Genomic DNA, 19,743 nt, shown 5'->3' with positions numbered 1-19,743 from the left:
GAATTTCAGAATAAATTAAGCCAGTTCCAAACCTCCTCTCCGTTCCTTTAATTCACATTATGTTTTCAATCTGAAAGCAGCACCGCTGAATCAGCGGCCTATGAAACAGAAGAGAGATAAAAAGAACGCTTAGGGGTGTTTTATCGCCTCCTAGATAATGCGGATGCAGAAATTCGTTATTATAGCCTGGGGAGGCAGAGATTCCCCCGGCGGCTATAGCTGCAGACAGCAGCGTCAGTTAAATGATAGATTAGCTCACGGTGCGCGGGCGCTCCATCCGCCCAATACCGGGCAAATGCAGGCTGGACCATTCCGGATGAAAGTGATCCAGACGGCTGACCACGATCGTCATGTCATCATGTATCTCATTGCCCTGATACCGGATAACCTTCTCCAGCAGGTTATCCGCCAGTTCCTGGGGATCATCACCCTCAAGCTCCTGGATTAATCGTTTCATCCATATCTCTTTATTAACGGCATATCCGGGTGCATCGTAAATACCATCGGTCATCATGATGAGAATATCGCCTGGACGCAGCTGCATGCTGACGAGATCAACCTCTATCTCCTTGATGATTCCAATGGGCAGATTGCTGGCCGTGACCGGAATAACCTCGCTGCCGCGCCGGATGAAGCTGGGAGCCGAGGCAATTTTCATAAATGTGGTCTGTGCCGAATACTGGTCGATCAGCGCCATATCCACCGTCGCATAGAATTCGTCTGGAGAGCGCAGGAGCAGAATGGAATTGACGGATTTAACAGCCAGTTTCTCGTCCATTCCGGACTGCAGCAGCTTTTCGAGCATTCCCAGCGCCGCGCTGCTCTCCATGCGGGCCCGCTCTCCATTGCCCATTCCGTCACTAATGGAAACCGCAAAGGTTCCGTTGCCAAGTTCAACGGTACTGAAGCTGTCTCCGGACAGCATATCCCCGCCTTTGGCTGCCCCGGCGACTCCGGTATTGACCTCATAGGCTTTGGCTGAGCCGAAGGTCACCATCGACAGTCCCTCCCGGGGATGAACTGCCGTTTCGGTCACCACGGCAATATTCTCTTCGAGAATGTCAGAGAGCAGCGGAGCAATCATCTTGCGGCATTCGTCGAAGCCGCGGGTATAGGCATGAACCACTTCAATCTCTACCCGCCCCGGGTCCAGACTCAGGATTTCAATACTGTGGATGGACAAGCCCAGCTTCTCCAGCGCCTCACGGATCTGGCCCTCCTGACGGTACATCGCCTGGCCTTCACGCTTGATCTCATTGGCCAGGTCTTCCATTACCTGGGAAACCCCTGACAGCTGCTCGGCAACAAATTGGCGGCTGTCGTATATTTGTCTCTTCCAGCGCATATCATGCTGGTATAACTCATATTGGCCTTTCATCACTTCCAGCACTTCCCCAGTTTTGCCGCAGATCCGGCTCCATTCCGGCGGAAGCTGGGCAGCGGTGATATTCGGGCATTCCTCCACAGTTGTCATCATATCGGTCATATATCGGTAAGTCTGATAGAACTTAGCGTCCCAGCAATGGGTGCGCCGGATGCAGCCCGAGCAGGCTCCTTCCGTCACAGTATTCATAAAATCCTCCATTTCACGGTCCGACTTGCCCGCTTCTCCGGCACGGGGAATCTGGCCGAAGCTGCTCGACAGCTGCCGGAACACCTGGGAGAACTGGGTGACCCGGTCTGCTGTAATATCCCTGACTCTTCTGGCATATTCATGCTGTGTGCGGCTGTGGTCAGGGGTGCCCGGCACATACTTAGCAATGGCAGAAATCATCCCTTTAGGTGTAAGAAGAAACAACACTACGGCTGCGCAGGTTTCCCAAGTGGAGGCCATCACATCACCCGGACCCAGAAAATAGACGGACAGAATCGTTGACCCCAGCAGCATTCCGATGGATACCGCGCCTTTGCGTCCAGATTGCATCATGCCTGCCAGCATTCCGGAAAAAGCAAGGAGGCTCATCTGATAGATGGCCCCGATATCCGCGAGGCTGAGAATCAGTCCGGTCACCACACCGACGGCTGCACCGAGCGGAGCGCCTCCTGCCAAGGCAAAAATCAAAATCAAAAAACGGGATAGAATATGCTCAAGTGACAGCCCATTGACACTCCAGCCGACAAGGCCGGTCATTACCGAAGCCAGCAAAATAATCAGACATAGCACTTCATCATTGCGCAGCGCCCTGCTTTTCTGCTTATAGGTAAAGATCGGAAGCGCCTGCAAAAATACAAGTGTGAGCACAAATCCGAGCAGGGCATCAAGCGTTATCATCATCAGCGAATACCATGTAATCGAAGGTCCCATCACAATTCTGAATAAACCCACCATAAAAGAAGAGACAAACACCATCAGCGGTGCGTAAGAAAGTTCTACTTTTTGAAAGTTCTCCAGCCCTTTATAGATCAGGAAAAAGATAATAAGTTCGGCGGCAACCATCACGGCACCGGGAAATGGAGTGAACAGGCTGCCAAAGATGATTGCGGCGGCCACAGGCAATATGGAGTCTCTGCGCATAAATACAATAACGGCAAAATAAGCTGCTGCAAAGGGGGACAGCTCGTCCAGTATCATCGCACGGCCCAGCAGAAAGCCCATAAGACTTAGCAGCAGCGTCCATTTTTTCACTATGAAAAGCTGGATCACCGGCTGCTTCAGACTCCACGCTTTAGCACGTTCACCCCAGCTATCCTTCTGACCCTTGTCATTGCTTCCAGCTCTTGTCCACTCCGGCAAATTCACCACATTGCTTTTACTCATTCCTACACCACCCGCTTTAGAATTTATGGTTCTCATTATATAGCGGGGGTCTTAAGAAAGTTTGTCAGAAACAGAGAGCAGGCTGCAAGAAATTTCCGACAAAAAAGCCTGTCCCGACATTCCGTGGAAAAGCCTGCGCAGCCCTTGCGGGACAGCCGGTTGGTGGTTTTTATGGAAACCATTCCCACTTTTACATGCCTTGCGGCTGCAGTCATTCGTCAGCGATTGCTCTGGAGTTATGTGAAAATGGCTAGGATGCTGTCGGCAATTTGTTTGCTGCCGACAAAAAAAACCGCCACAAAGGGAGTGCTGAGCGATGGCAGAACAAAACGGCTGACCCGTTCTTCCCTATTTAACACAGTTTCGATTTCAATTTAGCTTTGCCTTGAGGACACACTCCATGTTTCCTGCGGCAATTCCAAGTGAAATAGGATCACTAATTTGCTTGAGAACACTGCCCTCCGAGGCCTATGCTGGAAAAAAAGATCACTATTTCAGCTCGTTGTGCTCCTGAAACGATAATATCACCCAGTTAAGATTCCATTTTCCACTTAAATCTCCCAATCGTTGATTTGCAGGAAAAATAAGTTTCCTTTTTCCAACTAACTGCACATAATTCCCTGTAACACAAAAAAACCGCAAAGGGCACTCTGCCCCCGGCGGTTATTAATGATGTGCAGGTATTCAAATTATACGCGCTTGGCTCCACGGCCTCCACGCTTTCCTTCTGTGTTCTTCTTGATCGAAGATATCCGTTCTTCGCTGTCTTTCAGGAAGCGTGACATTTTATCCTCGAATGAAGGTTTACCGGCTGCAGGCTTGAATGGACGCCCTCCCCGTTCACGATTATAACCACCGCCGCCTCCACCACTGCCGCCACCGCCGCCGAAACGGTCTCCACCGCTTGGACGTTCAGGTCTTGGAGCTCTGGGGGGACGTACTTCCGATGCCGGCTTATCTACGGCCTGCTTGATGGAAAGTCCGATCTTGCCGTCCTTGTCAACATTAATCACTTTGACGGTTACCACATCAGCAATCTTCAAATGATCGTTAACATCCTTGACGTAGTTATCGGCGATTTCCGAGATGTGAACGAGACCTGTGACACCTCCTGACAGATCCACAAATGCTCCGAAATGCGTGATGCCTGTCACCTTGCCCTCTAACTTGGTGCCCACTTCAATTGCCATAGAATAAAATGATCCTCCCTTAAAAATATACAGACGAATATAAAGTCCATCCAGTCTGCGGTGATTTGATTATACAGTAAAGAACAAATCAAGGCAACACAGCGAAAGCCCCTTTTAGCCTGCTTTATTCCCCTGATTGCTCTGTACGAATAGGTGTTTCGCCTGGCGGATACATATTGTACCATTTGCGCGCTAATTGTCCGATATACTCATCATCTTTCAGGCGGGAGACTTCATATTTCAGTTGATTCAGGGAAGTCGTAACCTTCTCATGGCTCTCCTGTTTCTGGGCGAGCCGTCCACTCTTATCCGCAATCACCGCACTCTGGGCAAAGAAAATATAACCGGCCCAGCCGAAAAACACCGCGACGACGAGTGTCCATATGACTCTTCTTCTCTTCGCACCTGCGGCCGAAGCTTTGTGGTTATTCTCCTTCTCTTCCGCAGAGAATCTGTTCATGCAGCGTACCTCCAATACAAAATCAGTGTTTCCGTCTGGTGTGTATCCATGCCGTGAATCTCGTGATCCAAGCGCTGTGATAGAGCCGGGAAGCATGAGGTGAGATCCACCTTACAGGAAATACCCAAATCGGCTTCGTTAGACGCAGCAGCAGCTTAAGAATAAATAAAAGGATAACGCCCAGCAGCCGGATTATGCCTCTCAAGAGGCGCCATAACCAGCGCAGTGGAACACCAATCAGCACTTCTATAACTTTCCACAGCAGTCTGCACGTATACTGAACCGACTGAATTAACATTACCACAAATCTCCGCACCGTAACACTGAAGATTAAAAAATAGATCCATACGCCTAGAAACAGCCCTACGAAGACATAAAACCTCAATTCTCCCTGATTTCCGGCATAAAGCATGCGAAAGACCAGCAGCGCTGCCCAGAGCCAGTACAGCAAATCCAGCAGCGCATTCAACCATTTGGGAAAGCTCAATTTCAGCGACAGCACCCGGTAGCTGTCATAGGCCAGTCCCATGGCTGTACCGGCCAGCAGCATATAGAACAGGGTCACCCATTGAACCGCTGGATTCATTTGAACAGCTTGCCGAGTATTCCCTTATTTTTGCCTTGCGCTCCGGGATCCAGATAAATCAGGGAATGCACATTGCCTTCCAGGGACAATAAGCCATTCTCCAGACTTAAATTCTTGATATGTAAATGATTCCCGCGAATGGTGAGATGGCCAAGTTCCGTACGGAGCAAAAACTCTTCGCTGTCGAAGCTTTCCACATTCTGCACACCGGTAAGTTCAAGCTGCTTGCGGCTGTGCATGTGCAAATCGTGCTGTTTATTGACCTTTGCTGGCTCGATCATAGCATGTACCCCTCCTTCTTGCTTCTAATCTATGGGGAAGGGATCGATTATAGAACAGACGCAGCAGCAAAAAAAGCGCAAGCTCTACATAAATGCAGAACTGCGCTTTTCTCAGTAATCTTACAGATCCGTTTACCAGTCCAGACCGCTGCTTTTGGCAACAGGCTCTTCACGGAGCAGTGTATACATGCCGGCGGCCTCGTCCTTGCGGGTCGTCTCGACCAGCTTTTCCACTTTGACCGTTACAAGCTTTTGACCGAATTGTACGGTAATCTCGTCACCGATCTTTACCGTGCTGCTTGGCTTCGATTCCCGCCCGTTGATCAGTACCCGGCCTTGTTCGGACACATCCTTGGCCACTGTGCGGCGCTTGATCAAACGGGAAACTTTCAGGAATTTATCAAGACGCATTAGTTAACGGCTTCTTTAAGCTTGTTGCCAGCCTTGAAGGCCGGTACAGTGGATTCAGGAATCTCAATCGGTGTGCCCGTTTGCGGGTTGCGGCCCGAGCGGCCGGAACGTTTGCGGGTTTCAAAAGTGCCGAATCCGATAAGCTGCACTTTGTCGCCTTGTGCCAATGCATCGGTAATTTCACCCAGCACTCCGTTCAATACGGCTTCTACATCTTTTTTTGCCAATCCGCTTTTTTCGGAAATGTTGTTAACCAAATCTGTCTTGTTCATAATTTGAAGTTCCTCCTAGGATACAAAAAAATAAATGAAACGCGATAGTACCGCAGGGGTTCTGCCGCAATCGTCATTTCGTCTTTATGATATTCTTGATGCCAACCCGAATTCCTGCCATGAATCGCCGATTTTTTTAAAAAAACAGGCCCTCACCGGAAAATCAGACTTAGGGCACTATAAAACTATAAACTACTCTTTGCAGTTTAAATCAGAGATTCCGGCGCATTCACAGCATTGCCGCTTTGCAGGCCCGCTATACCAGATGAACAGGAGCTCTATTAAATTTTCTTCCTGCTATATAAACTGAACTTATGATTTTTCGATTTTGGGGTAGTCGTGACTCCAGAGAATGTTTGGACTTCCGGCCGCTGTTGTCTACAGATTTCTTGATTGTATACCGTTATTAACGGTGGAAATCTGCAGACAAAGGCGGACGCTACCGCTCCTACAGTTCCAAACTTCTCCTCCGCCACTTCTCCCTAATTATAATATTTCAAGTTCAATTTATATAGCTTGAACCAGCCACCGGGTGTGCAACGTACTGCTGTCTCTACAGCTTCCGCTCCTCTAATTTGGCTTCCTCCCAGAGAGCTTCCATCTGTTCCAGACTGCTGTCCTGAACTCTTGTCCCCTGGCTCCGCAGCCTCTGCTCGATATATTGAAACCGGGAGACAAACTTGCGGTTGGTGCGGGTAAGCGCCTCTTCCGGATCGGCATCAATAAAACGGGCGGCATTGGTTGCTGCAAACAACAGATCCCCCAGCTCCAGCATCTGCTCCTCCGCTGACGCACCGTTCTCGATCGCTTCCTGCAGCTCGTCTGCCTCCTCGCGGATTTTGGCCAGAACGTCGCTTACATTATCCCAATCGAAACCTACCTTGGAAGCCTTTTTCTGCAGCTTATAAGCCTTCATCAGCGCCGGAAGGTCACGGGGCACTCCGCTGAGCGCAGACTCGGCTTCTGGTTTCAGCCCCTTGCGCCGCTTCTCTTCAGCCTTCATTCCCTCCCAGTTCATAAGCGCCTCTTCGGCATTGCCGGCTTCGGTGTCCCCGAATACATGCGGATGGCGGAAGATCAGCTTGTCATTCAGACCTTCAATGACGTCGTAGACATTAAAGGTTCCAAGCTCCTCTTCCATCTGGGCATGGAGCATAATCTGAAGCAGCAGGTCGCCAAGCTCTTCCTTCATATGATCCGGATCATCCTCATCGATCGTTTCAAGCACTTCATAGGTTTCCTCTATGAGATTCTTGCGGAGGGATTCATGGGTCTGTTCCCGGTCCCAGGGGCAGCCCTCCGGACTGCGCAGAATATCAACAATTTCATGCAGGCGGGCAAAGCTGCGCCGTCTTGCAGTCTCTGCACGGTTCGCGGGAACGTAGACCAGTGACAGATTACCATAACCGGTCAGCCGGTCCAGCTCGAAGAGCGGTACGCGGTCAATCTTCTCTTCGCCCTCCACCCCAAGCGCATGGCCTACAATGACTTCATACTCCGGCGGATATAGCTCCATCAGGCAGAGCTTGGTCTCGGATGCGGTAAAACTGTCATACACCTGGCCGATCAGCGTATGCAGCTCGGGCTGAAGCTGGGAGCTGCGGATGCCGGAAGCATCCAGAAGCTGAAAGCCCTCGATCGGATCAAAGCCAAGACGCACAAAAGCCTCATCCAGGAAGCTCTCGCCGCCGAGAATCTCCAGCTTGATTCCCGCTTCGGGGCAGCGCCCCCGCAGCAAGGAAACGGCTGATTCGGCAACCATGGGATGTCCCGGAACAGCATAGACAATTTCCGATCCAGCCGTCAAAAAGGCCGCTTTCTCGATTAATTTTGCCGTGATCGCTTCATATACTTCGGGAAAGGAAGACAGCGATTCATACAGGTAGTCAAAGGACTGTGAAGCAATCTCAAGCTCTTCCAGAGCCTTCATCACCGGATGCTCAGCGGTCCGGACGTAAACGGCAGATGCCGCTTTCAGCTTTTTGATAATTCCCAGCGTCAGCCGGTCGGGGTTCCCCGAGCCCAGCCCGACTACTGTTAGTGTTGCACTCATACGATTTCTACTCCTTCCAGGCGGCCGCGGCCCTCTTAGCGGGCGACCGCTTTATGTACTGCTGATTCACGGGAAAATGCGGAAGATCTGACCCAAGCCATACGCAGCCTGGCGGCTGGTTTTTACGGGAACAGCCGCAGCTTTTTCAGCTTGTCCGCCAGCCCCGGACCGAAGCCCGGCAGCTGGCGCAGTTCGTTCTCGCTGAGCAGGCGCAGGGCTACCGCGCCAATGGCGAAGACAACACAGCCTGCAAGCACGCCGAGCAGGCTCTGCGCCAGGGCCGCGGTGCGGCTGCCGCCAAGGCCCGCGGCATCGGCTGCCGCGCCGGCGCCGTAGCTCACGGCGGCGGCGGCCAGGGCCAGGCCGGCCAGCAGCAGCGCAGGCCGCAGCACGGCATCTGCGAAGCGCAGCCGCAGATAGCCTTGGCGGTGCAGCAGCAGCACGTTCAGCGCTGCTGCGAACCCGTGGGCGGCCACACTGGCGATGGCCGCGCCGGTAATGCCCTGCTGCGGCACGAGCAGCAGGTTGAGGGCCGCCTTGAGCAGCGCGGCGGCCAGGAGGTGCAGCGCCGGCGCACGCACGGCGCCGAGGCCCTGCAGCAGCGCGGCCGAGATGATGCTGACCGTACCGCCTGCGGCGGTGAAGGCCAGCCAGATCATCGTGCTGCTGCCGGAAGCGTCGCCGTAGAGCGCGATGTTGACCGGCTCCGCAAGCACAGCCAGGCCTGCGGAGGCGGCCAGGCCCAGCAGCCAGAACCAGCGCAGCGAGAGGCTGCAGCGGGTCTGGATCAGCCCAAGGTCGCCCCGGTACTTGGCTTCGGCGAGTGCCGGGATGAAGACAACGGAGAGCGAAGTTGCCAGCATCGTGACGATCTGTACCAGCGGCAGGCCGCGGTTGTAGATCCCGAACTGCGCCATCGCTGCTGCCTCACTCCCGCCGGAGGACAGCAGGCGGGGCACCGTGAACACATCTACCAGTCCGATGAGCGGCACAGCCAAAGCCCCCAGCATGACGGGAAGCCCGTAAGCCAGCAGCTGCCCGATTCTTATACGTTCCCTTCGGTTCTCTAGGGCAAGCTCTCTTTGCTCTTTCGTCCATGTCGTTACCCCTGCTGTCTCCGAGGCAGCGGCAAGCTCAGGCTCCGCCTGGCGGCGGCGGTGCCGCCGCAGATACAGCAGCATAATCAGCAGACCTGCCACACCACCGCCGGCTGACCCCAGCAGAGCGCCGGCAGCAATGCCTGCAGCATCTGCATGGATAGAAGTCAGATAGAGCAGGAGAGCAATCATAACCGCCACACGCACCGTCTGCTCGGCAACCTGGGAAACGGCAGTAGGCACCATGTTATGCAAGCCTTGAAAGTAACCGCGCAGCGCAGCCATAAGCGGTACAACCGCCAGCCCCCACGCACTGCTGCGCAGCGCAGGGGTAACATGCGAATTGCCAACCCATACCGATATCATGGGTGCGCCCGCATAGACAAGAATTCCGATCAGCACGCCGCTGGAAGCGGTCAGAATAGCGGACAGCTTCAGAATCCGGTGACCTTCGTGCTCCGCTCTTCCTGCTGAGGCCTCCGCCACAAATTTCGAAACGGCGGACGGCAGTCCCAGCATTGCCACGGTTACCAGCATCGTATACAGCGGATATACGGTGTTATAGATGCCGAATACGGCATCTCCGCCCAGATTCTGCAGCGGAATTTTCTGGAGGGTGCCAATCAGCTTGGAAAGGATGGCTGCAGCACTAAGAATAAACGCTCCTTGCAGCAGCTTGGAGCCTTGCGACTTAAGTTTCATACATATACCTGCTTCTACAGCTACAACTGCTATGATGGGATGAATTTCTATATTATAACGCATATGGACGCCGGACGACAAAAACCCCGCCGTTCCTTTTGCCTGTATTGCTCAAAAGGTAGGCGGGGCCTTAGGGTCCCGGCGTTTACTGCTCCATTTGTTTGCCCAGGAATGCTGCGGCCGTCTCGGCCATTTTCACTTCCATCTGCGCCATTTTTACCGAGTCATCCTTATTCAGCAAGACCACACAGCCGATGGGGTCCCCACCCGAAATAATGGGAGCAGCCACATAGGAGGATACGGTTTCGGGGTGGTCTTTACCGATGTCATAGCTGCCTGCATTTGTCTCAAGCACCGTCTTGCGGTTTTCCATGACTTTCTCAAGAAGTACACCTACCTGCTTCTCCAGATAATCCTTTTTAGAACCTCCGGCCAGAGCAATGAAGCTGTCTCTGTCGGTGATCATGGTAATATGGCCTGTTCCTTCAAAAAGAGACTCTGCATATTCCTTGGCAAAATCCCCCAGCTCGCCAATCGGGGAGTACTTTTTCAGAATGACTTCACCGTCACGGTCCACGAAGATCTCCAGTGGATCGCCTTCACGGATACGCAAAGTGCGCCGGATTTCTTTGGGAATAACTACTCGTCCGAGGTCATCAATACGTCGTACAATTCCAGTAGCTTTCATTTCACATGTTGCCCCGCTTTCATAAGAAGTTTGGTCCAACTACTGTCCATTATGGGAAAGGATAATCCCAGTGATTTATCGTAATATCTGACCATAGTATTCATCTCTTCCCAGTTCCTTATACATCCTCCGGCATGTATATAAAAGTTTCGGCGAATGCAAAAACATCCGCCGCCAATATCCATAAACTCTAAAATTATGAACCCCAAACAGCCCCGCGCTTATAGCGCGGGGCTGTCCAGGTATAGAATAAATGCTGTTATTTAGGTGCTGCCGTAACAGCCGGAGCTTCAGCGCTTGGTGCGGTTGTAGGCTCAGTTCCGCCATTGGATGTTCCTGATTTACCAGCAGGCGCAGAGCTCTTCGGCAGATTGATTTTAACATCAAGCGACCCTAGATCCTTTTCGAGGAACGATTCCAATCCCTGGGACGCGAGTGATCCCTTAATGGTTTCCTTCTGCTCAGCGGTCAGCTTGTCGAAGGTTGTCTCTGTACGGGATTCCACTTTTATAATGTGATAACCAAAGGTTGTTTTGACGGGATCGCTGATCGTGTTCAGCGGCAGGGTCTGGGCTGCCTGCTTGAATTCCTCCACGTAGCCTCCAAGCGCCTTGTCCTTAATTTCGCCGCCGGCATCCTTGGACCCCGTATCGTCGGAATATTCTTTGGCTGTTGCGGCAAAATCCGCCCCGCCATCCAGCTTCGCCTTGACTTCCTTCGCCAGCTTCAAGGCGTCTGCATCGGTGCGTTCCTTGCCTGCAGCATCCTTCAGACCGATCAGCACATGACGAAGCGTAGCTACGGTGAAGTCGCCTTTAGTCTTTTCAAATTCAGTCTTTACCTGGTCGTCTTTTACCTTAAGCAGCATATCCTGATACACGGTAAGCACACGCAGCATATAGGAACGGATATCGCCTTCAGTCAAACTGGCTTGCTTAAGGGTACTTTCGTAAGTGTCACCAAGGCCAGTCTTGATGGAGTTCACTTGTTGATCCGCTTGCTTCTCGGCTTCCTTCTTCGCAGCATCTGTCGCTTTGCCGGCAAGATATTCGAAAGCGACCTCCTGCTTCAGAATGGACTCCTTGAAGGCGTCAATTTCTAAGTACGCAGCCTGCTGCGGCGACAGGAGCTTCATCACCCGTGTATCCATATCAAATTCATTTTCGGTTATGGTGCCGCCTTTGTAGGTGGCTACAGCTTTGCTGTTATCCCCAGCGCCATTGCTGCTATTGTTGTTGCTGCAGGCTGCCAGCATGGAGAAGGAAACTGCCGCCGCCAGTGAAACGAGCAGCACTTTCCATGATTTTGTTTTATTTGATGACATTGTGTAGTTCTCCCTTCGATTTTAAAGACTGTTTGGCCGCCGCCAGGAACTGTTCCAGCAAGTCAAGCAGCTCCTTATCCCCCAGGTCCTTCGATTTCACGCGGATGGTTGCTTTGGCGTCCCTATCAAATTGTACACGTCTTTCAAAGCTATTTCCAACTTTAGCAAGCTTCGCCGTGTCAAAAGCACCGGTGCTGCCTTCATGGAAGTTGAGCGAAACTTCATCGCCCCGCCGGACCATCGATTCCATGCCGTAAAGCTTGCCGTACACCTTCAGGCGGGCAACGGACAACAGGTTGACTACAGCTTCTGGCAGTTCTCCGAAGCGGTCCAGCAGCTCATCTTCCAGCTCAGCGGCATCCTCAAGCGTAGCCACAGCGGCAACCTTTTTATATATCTCAATTTTTTGAATGCTGTCGTAAATATATTCAGATGGCAGATAAGCATCAATCGACAAATCAATGACCGTATTGCCTTGCTTAAGAGACGTGTCTTCCTCGCCGAGCACACTGACTTTGCGTTTGCGGATCTCCTCCGCAAGCATCTGCGAATAGAGGTCAAACCCGACAGAGGCAATGAACCCATGCTGTTCGGCGCCAAGCAAATTGCCCGCTCCGCGAATGGAGAGGTCGCGCATAGCGATTTTGAAGCCTGAACCCAGCTCTGTGAATTCCTTGATCGACTGCAGGCGTTTTTCGGCTACCTCAGTAAGCACCTTGTCGCGCTGGTAAGTAAAATAGGCATAGGCAATCCGGTTGGAGCGGCCTACCCGCCCGCGCAGCTGGTACAGCTGGGACAATCCCATTTTATCGGCATCATGGACAATCAGGGTGTTGACGTTGGGAATATCCACTCCGGTCTCGATGATGCTCGTGCTGACCAGCACGTCATACTCCCCATCCAGAAAGTCAAGAATGGTCTTCTCCAGCTCTGACTCCGACATTTGGCCATGGCCGATGCCGACCCGGGCTTCGGGAACGAGCATGGAGATCTGCGCGGCCATTTCCTGGATTCCCTGGACACGGTTATAGAGATAATAGACCTGTCCACCCCGGGCCAGTTCGCGTTCCACCGCCTCACGGATAAGCGTCTGGCTGTGTTCCACCACATACGTCTGTACAGGAAAACGGTTCTCCGGCGGCGTCTCAATAACGGACAAGTCCCGCACACCGAGCATTGACATATGCAGGGTACGGGGAATAGGTGTCGCCGTAAGCGTCAGCACATCGACATTTGTCTTCAGTTTCTTAAGCTTCTCCTTATGGGTGACACCAAAACGCTGCTCCTCATCCACGATCAGTAGTCCCAGATCCTTAAAGACCATATCCTGCGAGAGCAGCCTGTGTGTGCCAATAACTACATCTACCGTGCCTTGGCGAACCCCTTTAATCGTCTCGTTCTGCTCCTTGCGGCTGCGGAATCTGCTGAGTACCTGGATGTTAAGCGGATAGTTGGCAAAACGCTCGCGGAAGGTCTCATAATGCTGCTGGGCCAAAATAGTCGTTGGCACCAGTACCGCAACCTGTTTGCCTTCAATCGCCGATTTAAAAGCGGCACGGATCGCCACCTCAGTCTTGCCGTAACCAACGTCACCGCACAGCAGCCGGTCCATTGGCCGGTTCTGCTCCATGTCCTTTTTGATTTCCTCAATCGCCCGCAGCTGATCGCGCGTCTCCTCGTAGGGGAACATCTCTTCGAATTCCCGCTGCTCCTGGGTATCCTTCTCAAAACCATAGCCCAGTGCGCTTTGGCGCTCGGCATAGAGCTTGATAAGATCGTCGGCGATATCCTGCACTGAAGAACGCACCTTGCTAGTAACCCTTGTCCATTCATTGCCGCCAAGCTTGTAAACTTTCGGCTCTTTGTCTTCCGAGCCTACATATTTTTGAATCAGATCAATTTGGTCGATGGGTACGGAGAGTTTGTCGCCTCCGGCATACAGAATATGCATATAATCACGGTGAATTCCGCTGACTTCCAGCGTCCCGATCCCCATATATTTGCCGATCCCGTGATTCTGGTGAACGACATAATCACCGATCTTCAGCTCAGTGTAGCTTTTGATCCGTTCAGCATTATCGATGCCTTTGGATACTTTGCGTGCCTTGCGCTGCTTCTGGGAGAACATTTCTCCTTCAGTAATAACCGCAAGATGTATAGAGGGCAGTTCAAATCCGGAGCCCAGATTCCCTTGCAGGATCGTAGGTTCCTCAATCCCGTAATCATACAGAACCCTGCGGACCCGCTCCATCCGTTCTTCCCCATTGGCCAGCATAATGACCTTTACGCCTGATTTGTGCCAGCGCTCCATCTCCGATTTCAGCACATTCATCTGGCCATGGAAGTCCTGCATGCCCCGGCTGATGAAGCCCAGAATATTCTGGGGCTGGATATGCGGAACCTGGCGCAGGAAAATCGACATGAACAGGCTCTGGAACGGCCGCTGATACATAACGGCATCACTCTCGACAGAAAGCTGCAGGTCAGGCAGTGTTTTTCCGTTCTGCAGCAGATGCAGGTTCCATTCGGACTCATCCCGCTCAAGCTGCTTCGCGGTTTCCAGCAACCGGGCCGGTTCATCGAGCACCAGAAGCGTATCCTGTGCCATGTAATCGTATAGATGGGTGCGTTCAGGATATAAAAGGCTGATATATTTATAGATTTCCGGAAAATAAGTGCCTTGGCGGAGCATTTCCAGCTCCCGCCCCATTTCCTCGCGCAAGCGCAGCTTGGCCTGGCGGTCGGTCATCTTTTCGAGCTGCCGTTCCAACATTGCCGCTGCTTCTGTAGAAGCTGAATCCTGGCGCATCTGATCGGCAATAATCTCTTTGGCAGGTGTGATCTTCACGCTGCGCACCTTGTCGATGGAGCGCTGGTCCTGCGGATCGAAGGTACGGATCGAGTCCACCTCATCATCAAACAGCTCCACCCGGTAGGCCAGGGGAGAAGTCATGGGGAAGAAATCAATAATACCGCCCCGTACGCTGAGTTCGCCGCGGTTCTCTACCCGTTCAACCCGTTCGTAGCCCATTTCGATCATGGACATCAGGAAATCATCAAGCACGAGCGTTCCATCCTGCGAAATGGTCAGTTCAGCGCCAGCCATCACATGAGGGGAAGGAAGCAGGCGGCGAACGCCGGAGTAGGGAACTACGACTACGCCACGGAAGCCTTGGGCGCACTTGGTCAGCACATCAATCCGCTGAGCCAGTGTCTCAGGGCTGGAGACCGCTGCCTCAGCGGCAACCAGCTCGTTGGCGGGATAGAGCAGTACGCGATCTGGAGAAAGCGCTTCCTGTAAATCCTCGGCCATCTTCTGGGCTGAGAACATATTATGAGTCACTACAAGCAGCGGACGTCCCGTTTCTTCATGAAGCGCCGCCAGCATAATTTGTCTGGCCGAACCGGATAATCCCGAGATGAGCTGTTCCTTCATCCCTGCAGCAATACCGCGGGTAACCGACTGAAAATCGGGATCTTTGGAAAAAGCTTCTATAATACCTTGTAACAACAGGCGCACCTCTCTTACTAAACAGGCTGGCACTGCCCCAAAGAGCAGATGCCACCTATTATAATTAGAATCGAAAACAAGCCTTAGCGATAAGGCCAAGGCTTGCGGAAGACAATAGAGACTGCCGCTTCCCACTTTACTGAAGCGGACTGGCCAGCAGACTGAGCTCAGGGTTATTATCCAAGGCTTCCTTGCAGTAACCGCAAGTCACCTTTACCGTAATCTCGCCGTCTGAATCATACGCTATGATATCTCTGCGCTCCGCAGGGGTCAAGGAATGAAGGCCCAACTGCATTTCTGTAACATCACTTTTCTGAATGCTTCCCAGAAAAGTCCGGCAGTGCCTGCATACGTAGTTTATTGCCATCTATATGCCTCCTGAAGATAGTATATACCTTCAGTATGCCCCGCGTGACTTGGCTTTAGCCTTAAGGGGATGTTGCGGCATCTTGCAATTTAGCCGTTGAATTTGGCCATAGTCTGCTCAAACGTATGCTTCAGACTGAACTCTAACGCTGAACCGGTATCTTGAATCATCTTCTCCAGTTTATCTCCATCCTTCTTGGGAAAGGTGGAGAGCACGTAGTCAACGATGGCAAATCCGGGTTCGGGGCGGGATATTCCCATCCGCACACGGTTGAAAATTTGGGTACCGGTATGCTGTATGATCGATTTGATTCCGTTATGGCCTCCGGCGCTTCCTTGGTAGCGCAGCCGGATTTTTCCCAATTCCGTATCCAAATCATCATATACGACAATCATATCTTCAAGCTGTACTTTGTAATAATCCATATAGGCACGGACAGCTTCCCCGGAAAGATTCATAAATGTCATCGGTTTGATGAGGACGGTCTTAACCCCGTCAATCATACCTTCACCGATAACAGACTTGCATTTGTTCTGATTAAACACTATGCCATGTCTGGCTGCCAATTCGTCCAAAGCCATAAAGCCGACATTATGCTTCGTCTTGGCATACTGCGGTCCGGGATTTCCGAGTCCAACAATCCATTTCATGAGGAGCTATCCTTTCCACGCTTGTCTCCTCGGCAGAGACGTTGCGTTTTTGGTACAATAACTGTATATTCCGAAGACAGGTGATGAACCATGCTACAACAAGGCGAAATCTTAACACTTCTGCGCCACTTTCAGTACCATATCCAGAATGCTGTACCTGTTGAGGTATATAGAGGCAGCGTGCATGTTGACATCGGTATGGTGACAGCCGTGGATGAAGGCTTTGTCGAGCTGCAGGGAACCCTGTATAACCGCAGCCTGTTCACCTTCATCTCGCGTCCAGGGTACTAAAAAACGGCGCTGTATTACGCCGACAAGGGTTACATCTTCCTCGCGAAAGGTGTAACCCTTTTTTTCTAAATATAAGGATCTATAGGTTTTCACTCCATCAATCATCCTTATATTTCCCGCTAAACCGGAAGCCGCCTCTTATAGATAACGGCGAGTCCGTTTCTACTTGATATCCGGCAGTCTATTCGATCTCGAACAATTTGCTGATTGACAGCTCTTCATGAACCCGGATAATAGCCTCGCCCATGAGTGGAGCTACGGATAAAACCTTCAACTTGGAAGTTGGATTGTTGCTGCGAATTGGAATGGTATCCGTCACGATAATTTCTTTGATTGGAGAGTTTTCCAGACGTTCATGCGCAGGGCCGGACAATACAGGATGGGTACAGCAGGCGTACACTTCCTTCACCCCGCCTTCCATCAGAGCATTGGCTCCGAGCACGATGGTTCCGGCTGTGTCGATGATATCATCAATCAGAATCGCTGTTTTGCCCTCGATGTTACCGATGATGTTCATGACTTCACTGACATTCGGCTCCGGACGGCGTTTGTCGATAATCGCCAGCGGTGCATTGAGGAAATCAGCCAGCTTTCTTGCCCGCACAACGCCGCCATGGTCAGGAGACACGACCACAGGGTTCTGAATCTGCTTGGAGCGGAAATATTGGGCCAGAATCGGAACACCCAGCAGATGATCCACCGGAATATCGAAGAAGCCTTGAATCTGCATCGCGTGAAGGTCCATAGTAATGACGCGGTGTGCCCCTGCTTTTTCAATCAGATTCGCTACCAGCTTGGCCGTAATTGGATCGCGGGAACGGGCCTTGCGGTCTTGGCGAGCATACCCGTAATACGGAATAACCACATTGATGCTCTTCGCGGAGGCACGCTTGAGCGCATCTACCATAACCAGAAGCTCCATAAGGTTATCATTTACCGGACCACAGGTGGACTGCACAATGTATACATGGCAGCCACGGACGCTCTCTGAGAGCTTAACCTGGATTTCCCCGTCGCTGAAGCTGGTGGTATGGGACTCACCCATAGGAATACCGATATAATCAGCGATTTGACTAGCCAGCTTGGGATTGGAGTTGCAGGTAAAAATCTTGAGTTTGGAATCACAATAAGTCATAAAATATAAACCCTCCGTGACGGAATTTAACTTCCAAGATGCGCCGGCGCGGATTTGCGGGTCCGTCCGGCGCTTTGGCTTCTGGCGCTCTACGATGGACTCGACTGGTCTTTCTTTGCTTTGGCCCGGGTACGGATCTTCTCAGCATACCCTGGCTTGTTTTCCTGCCTTACTCTGGCAATGGCCAGATCATTCTCCGAAACTGAACGTGTGATAGTCGAACCTGCAACGACAAAGGCGCCTTTGCCCACAGTAACCGGAGCGACAAGGTTGACATTGCTGCCGATAAAGGCATCATCGCCAATCTCGGTTCTGGATTTATTATAGCCGTCATAATTGACGGTAATTGCACCGCAGCCCACATTAACATTCTTGCCAACTGTTGCATCGCCAACATAACTTAAGTGCGATACTTTGGAGCCATCGCCAATGCTGGCATTTTTGATTTCGACGAAATCGCCGATTTTGACCTCTTCGCCAAGCACAGCGCCTGGACGCAAATAGGCAAAAGGCCCAACCGAGGTTCGCGCACCAACCTGTGCCTGATTCAGCACGGAGTGCTTCACTTCAGCACCGTTCATGATCACACTATCCTCAATCTCGCTGGAAGGCCCGATGAGGCAATCTTCTCCGATTACGGTCTTTCCTTTCAGGACAGTTCCCGGATAGAGTGTAGTGTCTGCTCCAATCACCACATCAGCTGCGATATAGGTGGAAGCAGGGTCGATAATAGTTACACCATTCAGCATATGTTCGCGGTTGATGCGCTGGCGCATCAAGTTCTCCGCCTCCGACAAGGCCAAACGGTCATTAACGCCAATAGACTCCGCAGCATCATGAGCCTGATATCCCAGAACGATATCCCCCTGTGCCCGGAGTATGCCGATAACATCGGTCAAATAATATTCCTGCTGGTTGTTGCTGTTCGTGACCTTTTCCAGAGCTGCAAACAGCTTGGCGTTATCAAAACAATAAGTTCCTGTATTGATCTCGTTCACAGCAGCTTCCTCAGGAGTACAGTCCTTCTGTTCCACGATCTTCTGTACGCCGCCATCATCGCCGCGGATAATTCTTCCATAACCTGCAGGTTGCTCCATGACCGCCGTAAGTACGGTTGCAGCCGCTTTCTGGCCCTCATGCAATGCCATAAGGCCTTCCAGCGTTTCTGCGGTAACGAGCGGTGTATCGCCGCATATCACAACCGTTGTGCCTGCTTCACCGCCCAGAAGGTCTTTAGCCTGCTTTACGGCATGGCCTGTACCGAGCTGTGTTTCCTGAAGCACATATTCCGCGTCCTGGCCTACATAAGCCTTCACTTTCTCTGCGCCATGACCTACAACTACAACAGTGCGCTGGCATCCGGTCGCTTTTACTGTATCAAGTACATGCCCGACCATCGGTTTGCCGCAGACGGGGTGCAGCACTTTGTATAATTTAGATTTCATGCGCTTGCCTTGACCTGCAGCAAGTACAACAGCCATTCTTTTCAAGAATGCCAACCTCCTACTTCTTTAGCTCACTACTGAATATATCTCATTCCGGGGAAAAAGAAAAGAGAACCATGCAGGCATGGTTCCCTTTTCTTCGAACCCCAATAAAAAACGGCATGGCCTCAAGCCGCCCGAAACGAGGGCAGCCGTCCTTCAGAGTCGGCCCTTAGGCTCCCTCTTCAATGACCTCTTCTTCTTCAGTAGCGGCGCGATCATACTCGGCCAGAACCGCAGATTGAATCTTCTCGCGTGTTCCCGAAGAAATCGGGTGTGCGATATCGCGGAATTCCCCATCCGGTGTACGCTTGCTGGGCATTGCAACGAACATCCCGTTATTACCATCGATGACGCGAATGTCATGAACAACAAACTCGTTATCGATTGTAATGGATGCGATTGCTTTCATTCTCCCCTCAGAGTTGACGCGGCGGAGTCTGACATCCGTAATTTGCATGTGTGTGTTCACCACCTTTTTCC

General features: G+C 51.8%; 18 protein-coding genes. 1 reads left to right on the top strand and 17 read right to left on the bottom strand.

What is annotated here, in order from left to right:
* Positions 1-250: 250 nt before the first annotated feature.
* The 14 genes from spoIIE to pth form a co-directional block, all read right to left on the bottom strand.
* Positions 251-2,758, bottom strand: coding sequence for a stage II sporulation protein E (gene spoIIE, locus PGRAT_RS00265; protein ID WP_025706255.1), 2,508 nt, complete (start codon positions 2,756-2,758; stop codon positions 251-253).
* Positions 2,759-3,447: 689 nt separating this feature from the next.
* A complete protein-coding gene (locus tag PGRAT_RS00260; RefSeq protein ID WP_020425553.1) occupies positions 3,448-3,948 on the bottom strand; it encodes a S1 domain-containing RNA-binding protein in 501 nt (166 codons plus the stop codon).
* 124 nt (positions 3,949-4,072) lie between these two features.
* Positions 4,073-4,408: an FtsB family cell division protein gene (locus PGRAT_RS00255; RefSeq protein WP_025706254.1), complete on the bottom strand. Its 336-nt coding sequence runs from the start codon at positions 4,406-4,408 to the stop codon at positions 4,073-4,075.
* A gap of 22 nt (positions 4,409-4,430) precedes the next feature.
* A complete protein-coding gene (gene yabQ / locus PGRAT_RS00250; RefSeq protein WP_025706253.1) occupies positions 4,431-4,994 on the bottom strand; it encodes a spore cortex biosynthesis protein YabQ in 564 nt (187 codons plus the stop codon).
* Positions 4,991-5,275, bottom strand: coding sequence for a sporulation protein YabP (gene yabP, locus PGRAT_RS00245; RefSeq protein WP_020425550.1), 285 nt, complete (start codon positions 5,273-5,275; stop codon positions 4,991-4,993). The genes yabQ and yabP overlap by 4 nt, the downstream gene beginning before the upstream one ends.
* Positions 5,276-5,407: 132 nt before the next feature.
* Entirely contained in the window at positions 5,408-5,686 is a 279-nt protein-coding gene (locus PGRAT_RS00240; protein ID WP_019914474.1) for an RNA-binding S4 domain-containing protein, read from the bottom strand.
* A complete protein-coding gene (locus PGRAT_RS00235; protein ID WP_025706252.1) occupies positions 5,686-5,958 on the bottom strand; it encodes an HU family DNA-binding protein in 273 nt (90 codons plus the stop codon). The genes PGRAT_RS00240 and PGRAT_RS00235 overlap by 1 nt, the downstream gene beginning before the upstream one ends.
* A gap of 553 nt (positions 5,959-6,511) precedes the next feature.
* Positions 6,512-8,011 (bottom strand): bifunctional methyltransferase/pyrophosphohydrolase YabN, encoded by a 1,500-nt coding sequence (gene yabN, locus PGRAT_RS00230; protein ID WP_025706251.1) that lies wholly within the window; start codon positions 8,009-8,011, stop codon positions 6,512-6,514.
* A gap of 122 nt (positions 8,012-8,133) precedes the next feature.
* A complete protein-coding gene (locus PGRAT_RS00225; protein WP_042265811.1) occupies positions 8,134-9,810 on the bottom strand; it encodes a putative polysaccharide biosynthesis protein in 1,677 nt (558 codons plus the stop codon).
* A 145-nt stretch (positions 9,811-9,955) separates the two neighbouring features.
* Positions 9,956-10,498 carry a stage V sporulation protein T gene (gene spoVT / locus PGRAT_RS00220; RefSeq protein ID WP_025705542.1) on the bottom strand — a complete coding sequence of 181 codons (543 nt, stop codon included), beginning with the start codon at positions 10,496-10,498 and terminating at the stop codon, positions 9,956-9,958.
* 259 nt (positions 10,499-10,757) lie between these two features.
* Entirely contained in the window at positions 10,758-11,822 is a 1,065-nt protein-coding gene (locus PGRAT_RS00215; protein ID WP_025705062.1) for a peptidylprolyl isomerase, read from the bottom strand.
* Positions 11,809-15,333: a transcription-repair coupling factor gene (mfd, locus tag PGRAT_RS00210; RefSeq protein WP_025705061.1), complete on the bottom strand. Its 3,525-nt coding sequence runs from the start codon at positions 15,331-15,333 to the stop codon at positions 11,809-11,811. The genes PGRAT_RS00215 and mfd overlap by 14 nt, the downstream gene beginning before the upstream one ends.
* A 136-nt stretch (positions 15,334-15,469) precedes the next feature.
* Positions 15,470-15,700, bottom strand: coding sequence for an anti-sigma-F factor Fin family protein (locus PGRAT_RS00205; protein ID WP_025705060.1), 231 nt, complete (start codon positions 15,698-15,700; stop codon positions 15,470-15,472).
* Between the two features lie 89 nt (positions 15,701-15,789).
* Positions 15,790-16,350 (bottom strand): aminoacyl-tRNA hydrolase, encoded by a 561-nt coding sequence (gene pth, locus PGRAT_RS00200; RefSeq protein ID WP_025705059.1) that lies wholly within the window; start codon positions 16,348-16,350, stop codon positions 15,790-15,792.
* A gap of 90 nt (positions 16,351-16,440) precedes the next feature.
* On the opposite strand from pth, the gene PGRAT_RS00195 reads away from it, so the two are divergent.
* A complete protein-coding gene (locus PGRAT_RS00195; RefSeq protein WP_025705058.1) occupies positions 16,441-16,641 on the top strand; it encodes a hypothetical protein in 201 nt (66 codons plus the stop codon).
* A gap of 181 nt (positions 16,642-16,822) precedes the next feature.
* On the opposite strand, the gene PGRAT_RS00190 is transcribed toward PGRAT_RS00195, so the two are convergent.
* From PGRAT_RS00190 to spoVG, 3 genes are all read right to left on the bottom strand, one after another.
* Positions 16,823-17,776: a ribose-phosphate diphosphokinase gene (locus tag PGRAT_RS00190; RefSeq protein WP_020425824.1), complete on the bottom strand. Its 954-nt coding sequence runs from the start codon at positions 17,774-17,776 to the stop codon at positions 16,823-16,825.
* Positions 17,777-17,865: 89 nt separating this feature from the next.
* Positions 17,866-19,266 (bottom strand): bifunctional UDP-N-acetylglucosamine diphosphorylase/glucosamine-1-phosphate N-acetyltransferase GlmU, encoded by a 1,401-nt coding sequence (gene glmU, locus PGRAT_RS00185; RefSeq protein WP_025705057.1) that lies wholly within the window; start codon positions 19,264-19,266, stop codon positions 17,866-17,868.
* Positions 19,267-19,432: 166 nt separating this feature from the next.
* Positions 19,433-19,720, bottom strand: a complete 288-nt coding sequence (spoVG, locus tag PGRAT_RS00180; RefSeq protein WP_020425826.1) for a septation regulator SpoVG — start codon at positions 19,718-19,720, stop codon at positions 19,433-19,435.
* Between the last annotated feature and the right edge of the window lie 23 nt (positions 19,721-19,743).

This window comes from Paenibacillus graminis, assembly GCF_000758705.1.
In the GTDB taxonomy this organism is placed as follows: Bacteria; Bacillota; Bacilli; order Paenibacillales; family Paenibacillaceae; genus Paenibacillus_AQ; species Paenibacillus_AQ graminis.
This window is presented reverse-complemented; position numbering and strand designations above follow the sequence as displayed.